Origin of the sequence: Mycobacterium sp., assembly GCF_035314665.1 — a bacterium.
GTDB lineage: Bacteria > Actinomycetota > Actinomycetes > Mycobacteriales > Mycobacteriaceae > Mycobacterium.
The window spans coordinates 20510-27427 of the sequence record NZ_DATFZD010000398.1 but is presented as its reverse complement, the minus strand read 5'-3'; the positions used below and the strand labels follow the sequence as shown (position 1 = coordinate 27427).

At 64.3% G+C, this 6918-nt stretch carries 8 protein-coding genes and 1 rRNA gene; 2 read left to right on the top strand and 7 right to left on the bottom strand.

The window, feature by feature from the left end:
* Positions 1 to 96 (top strand): 5S ribosomal RNA (gene rrf, locus VKI00_RS28490); the annotation flags it as partial.
* A gap of 55 nt (positions 97 to 151) precedes the next feature.
* Here the strand turns inward: rrf and VKI00_RS28485 are convergent.
* From VKI00_RS28485 to VKI00_RS28460, 6 genes are all read right to left on the bottom strand, one after another.
* Complete coding sequence (locus VKI00_RS28485; RefSeq protein ID WP_324444189.1) at positions 152 to 649, bottom strand: methylated-DNA--[protein]-cysteine S-methyltransferase; 498 nt, start codon at positions 647 to 649, stop codon at positions 152 to 154.
* The gene (locus VKI00_RS28480; protein WP_324444187.1) at positions 646 to 2133 is read right to left on the bottom strand and encodes a DNA-3-methyladenine glycosylase 2 family protein; all 1488 of its coding nucleotides are present in this window, start codon (positions 2131 to 2133) and stop codon (positions 646 to 648) included. Before VKI00_RS28480 ends, VKI00_RS28485 begins: the two co-directional genes overlap by 4 nt.
* Positions 2134 to 2223: 90 nt before the next feature.
* Positions 2224 to 2496: a tyrosine-type recombinase/integrase gene (locus VKI00_RS28475; RefSeq protein ID WP_324444185.1), complete on the bottom strand. Its 273-nt coding sequence runs from the start codon at positions 2494 to 2496 to the stop codon at positions 2224 to 2226.
* A gap of 306 nt (positions 2497 to 2802) precedes the next feature.
* A complete protein-coding gene (locus tag VKI00_RS28470; RefSeq protein WP_324444183.1) occupies positions 2803 to 3255 on the bottom strand; it encodes a hypothetical protein in 453 nt (150 codons plus the stop codon).
* Positions 3256 to 3552: 297 nt separating this feature from the next.
* A complete protein-coding gene (locus VKI00_RS28465) occupies positions 3553 to 3831 on the bottom strand; it encodes a hypothetical protein (protein WP_324444181.1) in 279 nt (92 codons plus the stop codon).
* A gap of 97 nt (positions 3832 to 3928) precedes the next feature.
* Positions 3929 to 4501, bottom strand: coding sequence for a hypothetical protein (locus VKI00_RS28460; RefSeq protein WP_324444179.1), 573 nt, complete (start codon positions 4499 to 4501; stop codon positions 3929 to 3931).
* A 303-nt stretch (positions 4502 to 4804) separates the two neighbouring features.
* On the opposite strand from VKI00_RS28460, the gene VKI00_RS28455 reads away from it, so the two are divergent.
* Positions 4805 to 5017, top strand: a complete 213-nt coding sequence (locus tag VKI00_RS28455; protein ID WP_324444178.1) for a CsbD family protein — start codon at positions 4805 to 4807, stop codon at positions 5015 to 5017.
* Between the two features lie 248 nt (positions 5018 to 5265).
* Here the strand turns inward: VKI00_RS28455 and VKI00_RS28450 are convergent, their stop codons facing one another.
* Positions 5266 to 6870, bottom strand: a complete 1605-nt coding sequence (locus tag VKI00_RS28450; protein WP_324444176.1) for an adenylate/guanylate cyclase domain-containing protein — start codon at positions 6868 to 6870, stop codon at positions 5266 to 5268.
* Positions 6871 to 6918 lie beyond the last annotated feature (48 nt).

Here is a 6918-nt window from a genome sequence, read left to right as displayed (position 1 = left end):
AGGGAAACGCCCGGACCCATCCCGAACCCGGAAGCTAAGCCTGCCAGCGCCGATGATACTACCCAACCCGGGTGGAAAAGTAGGACACCGCCGAACACACACCCAAAAAAGGGCACCCCACAAAGGTGCCCTTTTTTGCATTTCCAGACCCCTAGTCGAAAAGCGTCAAATTCCCCGAATGCACAGTCTTTTCCATTTCGAGCAGCGACCGTTTTCGATCGAGTCCGCCGCCGTACCCGGTAAGGCTTCCGTTTGCACCGATTACTCGGTGGCACGGGACGATGATGGCGATCGGATTGTGTCCATTTGCCAACCCGACGGCGCGAGCGGCGCCGGATGCGCCGATCTGTTCTGCGATCTGTCCGTACGATCGAGTTTCCCCGTACGGAATCGTCAGCAGCGCCTGCCAAACCCGCCGCTGAAACTCGCTACCCACCATGTTGAGCTCGAGATCGAAATCGGTGCGCCTGCCGGCGAAGTACGCGTCGAGCTGGTCGACCGCATCGGGAAAAGACCGGTCGTCGCGCACCCAATCCGCACGGTCCGGTTCGTAACTTTGGTTCAACATGCGCAGGTTCGTCAGCACCCGGCCGCGCCCGGCCAGTGCCAACGGACCGATCGGGCTGTCAATTGTGCGGTAGTGGATCATGCGATCTCCTTGGATGGCCAGTGGTTCACCGGATGCTCCAGCGTGGTCCAGAGATGCTGCGTGGCATAGGAACGCCACGGGCGCCACGGGCTGCTTCGTGCATCCAATGCCCGCTGAGCGGTGGGCAAGCCCAATTGTTGTGCAGCCAAGCGCAATCCGAGGTCGCTGACGGGGAAGGCATCGGGATCTCCCAGGCCGCGCATGGCGATCACCTCTGCGGTCCACGGTCCGATGCCGGGCAGGGCCAGCAACTGCTGACGGGCCGCGTCCCAGTCGCAGCCGGTGTCCAGGACCAAACGCCCATCGGCCAGCCCGGCGAGCAAGGCGGTCAGGCTCCGCCGGCGTGCCGCCGGGACGGCCAGATGGGCCGGATCGATGTCGGCGAGCTGCTCGACCGACGGAAAGGTGTGCGTCAGTGCGCCGTCGGCGTCGTGGACCGGCTGCCCATAGGCGAGAACCAGCCTGCTCGCGTGCGTCCGCGCGGCCTTGGTCGATACCTGTTGACCCAGCACTGCGCGCACGGTGAGTTCGGCCTCGTCGACGGTCCGGGGTATCCGCTGCCCCGGCGCCTTGGCGACCACAGGGGCCAGCGCCGGATCGGATTGCAACACCTCGATCACCGCCTCGGGATCGGCGTCGAGGTCGAGTAGCCGCCTGCAACGCGAGATCGCGGTGGTCAGGTCGCGGAAGTCATCCAGGACCAGCAGGCAGCGAACGTGATCGGGCGCCGGTGTCAGGCTGACAGTGCCGTTTCCGGACGGCAGCCGGAGGGTGCGGCGATAGGTGCTATCGCGCACCTCCTCGCATCCGGGCACCACGCCGGCGGCCAGATGGCCGAAGACGCCCTCGTAGGCGAACGGCGCCCGTACCGGCAGGCGCAGCGAGACCGTCCCCGGTGACGTGGCGTCGCGCCCGAACCGTGCGGCCGCGCGTTTGCGCAACTGCGTCGGCGTGCTGTCGCACACCAAGCGCAGCGTGTCGTTGAACTGGCGGATGCTGGAAAAGCCTGCGGCAAAAGCGACTTCGCCGAAGGGCAGGTCGGTTGTCTCGATCAGCACCCGCGCGGTCTGCGTGCGCTGCGCACGGGCCAGGGCAAGCGGACCGGCACCGGTCTCGGCCTGCAGTAGCCGCTCGAGCTGACGTGTGGTGTAGCCGAGGCGGGCGGCAAGACCGGTGACGCCTTCACGGTCCACCGTGCCATCGGCGATCAGCCGCATGGCCCGGGCGACGAGGTCCCCGCGGATGTTCCACTCGGGCGAACCCGGCGACGCGTCCGGGCGGCAGCGCTTGCACGCGCGAAAACCGGCGCGTTGTGCAGCGGCCGCCGTCGGATAAAACCGGACATTGCGGGCGAACGGTGGCCGGACCGGACAGCTGGGGCGGCAATATATCCCGGTCGTCAGCACCGCGGTGACGAACCAGCCGTCGAACCGCGCGTCCTTGGATTGCACCGCTCGGTAGCAGCGGTCGAAGTCTTCATGCACAGTTCGACAATTACACCCGACCACTGACATTACTGGCGGAAAACCGACATCGTCGTGGCATCCTGGTGGTCTCGCGGCCCGTATGTGCTGTTAGAGAGCACTTTCGGGTGCCGAATGCGTGTGCGACTGGCCCTCCGGTGACCACATTTTGGCCACATTCTCTGCCACCGATTCAAGGTCGGATTCGAACAGATCGGCGTACACGTCGAGTGTCATGGCTGCCCAAGCGTGGCCGAGCATCCGCTGGACGACCTTCGGGTTGGCGCCGGCGCTGATCGCTAACGAGGCCGCTGTGTGGCGGAGGTCGTGCGGCGTCACGCGTGGAAACGTCGGGTCGGCCTTCTGGCAACGTGCCACCGCCATCGCGAGCCACGATGTTTTCCTCGCGGCCCTTCCCTTCGCACGCGTGGGCCAGTTCGTCGATAACGAACGTCGGGAGTGCCACGCTGCGGTTCTTGTGGCTCTTGAGTGAGCCGACGACAAACTCGCCACCCACCTTGACCGCGTTGCGGCGCAGTTCGATACGCCAGAAACCTGGCGACGTGGAAACCCAGGAGAACGCGCATCGAGAAAGCCGTTGAGTGGTGATCAGGATCTCTCGGTGCTGAATCGCTTCGTGTGCAGGCCGAACCGTGCAACCGCACTGCCGCCCCCTTGTCGGAAGCGTCGCTATAGCGGCAGTGGGCCTATGGAGGCTTCTCCAGTGAGTGGGATCACCGTGTAGTGGTCGCGTTGGGGAGGGCCAAGACCGGTTATGAACGCGGTGTGCACGGTGGTGATCAATTCCGTTTCTATCGTCGTCGATTGCCCGGGAACGAGCACAACGGTCGGCACCAACAGCGTCGCCGTCGTCGAACCGAGGTCCGCGGTTAGTTGAAGAGTCACCGTGACACACGTGCCGAGATTGGCGACACCGACGACGTCGGCCTGCTTGCCCCGAAATGCCTTTGATTGGTGGCGGTCTGAATACGTCAGGATAACCGGGCCCTCTTTTGTGAGCGGTCCGGCGCCGTCGGGATAGTAGCTGATTTGGATGCTGTAGCCGCGCAGATGATATTGGTTGGGCGAGCTATCGCTGGCGGCCCCGGTTGGCGCGGTGGGCGCTGATTTTCGTGTTGCCATCTCAAACTCCTCCTGGTGTTTGGTCGATCATCTGGTTGCCGTCCGCAACGTTTCCGATGACAAGACCAAAGCTAGTGACAGCGGTGCGGCTGCAGCGCGCCCCGCGCCGTCCTCGTATCGGGATTTCGCCGCATCACGAATCGCACACCCGGCCGAGACAGGGGGCAAGGCCCCGGTCCGCTCAGCGGACCAAGCGCTGCGTCATCGTTCGCACGGACCAAAACGGCCGACGAGATCCTCGACCGACGCACCGCGTAATCTAACCCGCGCGAAGCGTCTGGATAGCCGCCGGCAACCTTAGCGGTGAGCGCGCGTGCGAACGGCAGAGGAGCTCCCACCGGCAAGCCTCAACCACCCCGCCGATGTTGGCACCAGTAGTCGGATTACTGCTCTTTTCGCCGTGGCTATCTCCGTGTCCACTGCCGCCTCCTCGCCGAGCCGGCCGCGGTGCTTCAGGCGCTCATCGAGCAACTCGTCGACCTGACGACTCGATGGCTCGCCGCCGTGCTCGCGGATCGACCATCGCACCGCGGTCAGTAGCCGCAGTTCGGAGTCGATGGTTTCAAGGTCGCGCATAGCCGGTGAGCGTGCCCGCAGCCGCCGCGCTGCCCCACTCGCCCCGTCCTCAAGCCGCTGAAGCGGGGCCAACTGATCGAACTCGCGGAGGCATTCGTCAGTCGACGCCACCCAAACGCTGTGGAGTCGTGCCCGGCCCTTTTGGTAGCGACGATTCGGCGCGCTTTAGATAAATCTCTAGCTCAGCCAAGCTGATTCGGCCCGCGTCGAAATCGGTGAGTTTGGAATCAATCTCGCTCGCGAGATCCTTAACCGCGCCCGCTCCGGCGACCGTGGCCGATCCGGCTGCTTTCGTTGGTTGCCTAACGGCTGGCATCGCGGGTTGCACTGTCCGGTGCTCCGAGCAGCGCCAGCAGTCGTAGCTCGCATCGGGTTGGGGTACGTCGTTTTCCGCGCCACATCTAGGACATATAAATCGTCGCCGGCCTGGTGCGATGGGCCTTGCGGGCGGCGCGTCATACAGCGGCTCTCTGGACTGCGCGACGGAGGCGGCTAAGGCTCCCAGCGGACCGAGGATCAGCACGGTGAGCCAAAAGAACATCACCGCCCTGTCTTTGGGGGCGACGAGGCCGGCCACGAAAGCGCTCACAAGCCACACCACCACGATAATGATTACCCAGGCGAGACTAAGCCCGGCCAAGACAGCGTCGCTGGGTTGGTCATTGCTCATGGCCTGAAATCATGCCGATGATTAGCGGTCGGCGGTGGTGTTTCTTGCCATACGACTCCTACGGGATAGAACAGTCACAGCCGGTCGTTTGCCAGGTCGTAGTGCATGCCGAGCGGTTCTAGAGCCGAGTGGCCTCACCTATGCGATTTTGTAGCTTTTGTGGTCCCCTGGACGCTGGCCGAGCTGTCAGCTTTCGGTCAGCGTGTTGCGCTCGTCGAGAAGTTCGTACATCAATCTGGCGGGTTGTCGGTGCCTGACACGGGGTAGTCACCATGCGAGACCACAACAGAGGGAGGACCGGCCATGAGTGGCTCCGATAAGGCCAGGAACAAGGCGCAGCGGTTGAAGGGCGCAGTCAAGGAGGTGGTCGGTCGAGCAACCGGAGACGTCGCACTCGAACGGCAGGGCAGGCAGGACCAGCGCGTGTCTCATCTGAAAGACGCTGGCGAAAAGGTCAAAGACGCGTTCCGGCCCAGGGGTACGCGCGCGCGTCAGACACGCCGGCGCCAGACATAAGCAGATCTCCGTTAAAGCAGCGCCACTGCGCTATCTGACAGGGCGCTGGCGATCGCGGTTATTCCGAGGATTTCGAGGGAGCAGATTGTGGCCACACGGTGGCCACAATCTGCTCTAAATGGGGTTATTTACGGAGATCCTGTGTGATGTCGTTGTCGCGGTTCAGATAGGGTGCGCGCCGCTGACCAAGTACCGCTGAAAATGACTGGCGGAAAACCGACATCGTCGTGGCTCAGCGACGCGACCGGCTAAACGGGTGCGGCCAGCCGTGTCGGCTGGCCGTGGCCGCGCAACGTCACCGTCTCGCCCAAAGACCAACGGGCCCGCTCGTTTTCACTGGCGGCGTTGACGACGTCCGAGGATGCCAAAAGTCGGCCGGGCTGGTCCTTGGCCAGCTCGCACAGCCGGGCGGCTTCGTTGACCGGCTCGCCGATCACCGTGTATTCGAACCGCTCTTTGGCACCGACATTCCCGGCGACGGCCTTCCCGGCCGTGACCCCGATACCGGCCGGGCAGTCGGGTACCTCGCTGGCGAGTCGACTCGCGATGGCGCGCGCGGCGGCCAGCGCGTGGTCCTCCGGCCGGTCGAGCCGGTTGGGTGCGCCGAATACTGCCAGCACCGCATCGCCCTCGAATTTGTTGACCAGTCCGCGATTGCGATCCACCTCCTCGACGATCACCGCGAAGAAGCGGTTCAGCAGCTGCACAACTTCTGCTGCGGGGCGGCTCGTCACCAACCGCGTCGATCCGACGATATCGACGAAAACCACTGCGACATAGCGTTCTTCGCCTCCGAGTTTCGGTTTCTCCCGCTCGGCCGCGGCGGCGACTTCGCGTCCGACGTGACGGCCGAACAGATCGCGCACCCGTTCGCGCTCGCGCAGGCCGTCGACCATCGAGTTGAAACCACGCTGCAGCTCGCCGAGCTCTGTGCCGTCGAAGACCACCAGATCGCCTCGCAGATCGCCCTGTTCGACACGCCGCAGCGCCGCTCGCACCGCCCGCACCGGCGTCGCGGTCAGCCACGACAGGATCCACATCAAAAGAAACCCGAAGATCAGCGTTGCGGACGAGATGATTAGCACTGCCACCGCCAGCTGGGTCTCGCTGAGATTGCCCAGCGTCAAAGCGAAGAATGCGGTAATCGCGATGCCTAGAACCGGGACGCCGGAACCCAGGAACCAGACGGTCAGAGTCCGGCCCATGATGCCGGGCGCCAACCGTCGCGGTGCCCGGCCCGCCTCAAGAGCCTGAGCGGCGACCGGGCGTAGCGCGAACTCCGTAAACAGGTACGAGGCAGTGGCCACCAGAATGCCGACGATGCTCACCGAGAAACCCACGATCGGGATGAACGTGCTGTCGGCCAGCCCGTAGAGAGTGGTCAACAACGCCGCCCCGAGCCCCCACAAGATGAGCACGCCGAGCGCTAACCAGAACGGAGCCATGAACGTGCTGCGCTCGTCTGCGGAGGTGGGCTGGCGCTCCTCAATTGCCCACCGAAGTGCCATTGTCAGCCGACGGGTGATGAGGTAGGTCCCGAGCGCCAGCGCGACCGCAATGTAAGCGGGCGTGACCCCGAAGGTGATCCACAGCGGTGCGTCGCTGAAGATGCTGGGCGACGGGAAGGCAGTGGTCAGCAGCAGAGTCGCGACGCCGATGCCGATGAGGTTGGTCGCGAGGATAAAGACCGTGATGATGATCTGGATGCGTACCCGGCGACGGGCCTGGCTTTCGGAGACCCGCCCGAGCAGCCAGGACCCGTATGCCGGGGTCTCTGGCAACCGACCGCTCTGTCGGGTGACTATTTCCAGCAGCCGGCCCAGCCGTTGCGCGATCGTTCGTGTGGCCATCATCGTGGCGTCAGCCTAATTCGTCTGGTGGCTCGCGCTTAAGGTGAGTCG

Excerpts from the sequence above, each read along its gene's own strand:
- VKI00_RS28475 (WP_324444185.1), bottom strand. The coding sequence starts at position 2,496 with ATGGCGGTGGCACGTTGCCAGAAGGCCGACCCGACGTTTCCACGCGTG.
- VKI00_RS28450 (WP_324444176.1), bottom strand. The coding sequence starts at position 6,870 with ATGATGGCCACACGAACGATCGCGCAACGGCTGGGCCGGCTGCTGGAA.
- VKI00_RS28470 (WP_324444183.1), bottom strand. The coding sequence starts at position 3,255 with ATGGCAACACGAAAATCAGCGCCCACCGCGCCAACCGGGGCCGCCAGC.
- VKI00_RS28465 (WP_324444181.1), bottom strand. The coding sequence starts at position 3,831 with ATGCGCGACCTTGAAACCATCGACTCCGAACTGCGGCTACTGACCGCG.
- VKI00_RS28485 (WP_324444189.1), bottom strand. The coding sequence starts at position 649 with ATGATCCACTACCGCACAATTGACAGCCCGATCGGTCCGTTGGCACTG.
- VKI00_RS28460 (WP_324444179.1), bottom strand. The coding sequence starts at position 4,501 with ATGAGCAATGACCAACCCAGCGACGCTGTCTTGGCCGGGCTTAGTCTC.
- VKI00_RS28455 (WP_324444178.1), top strand. The coding sequence starts at position 4,805 with ATGAGTGGCTCCGATAAGGCCAGGAACAAGGCGCAGCGGTTGAAGGGC.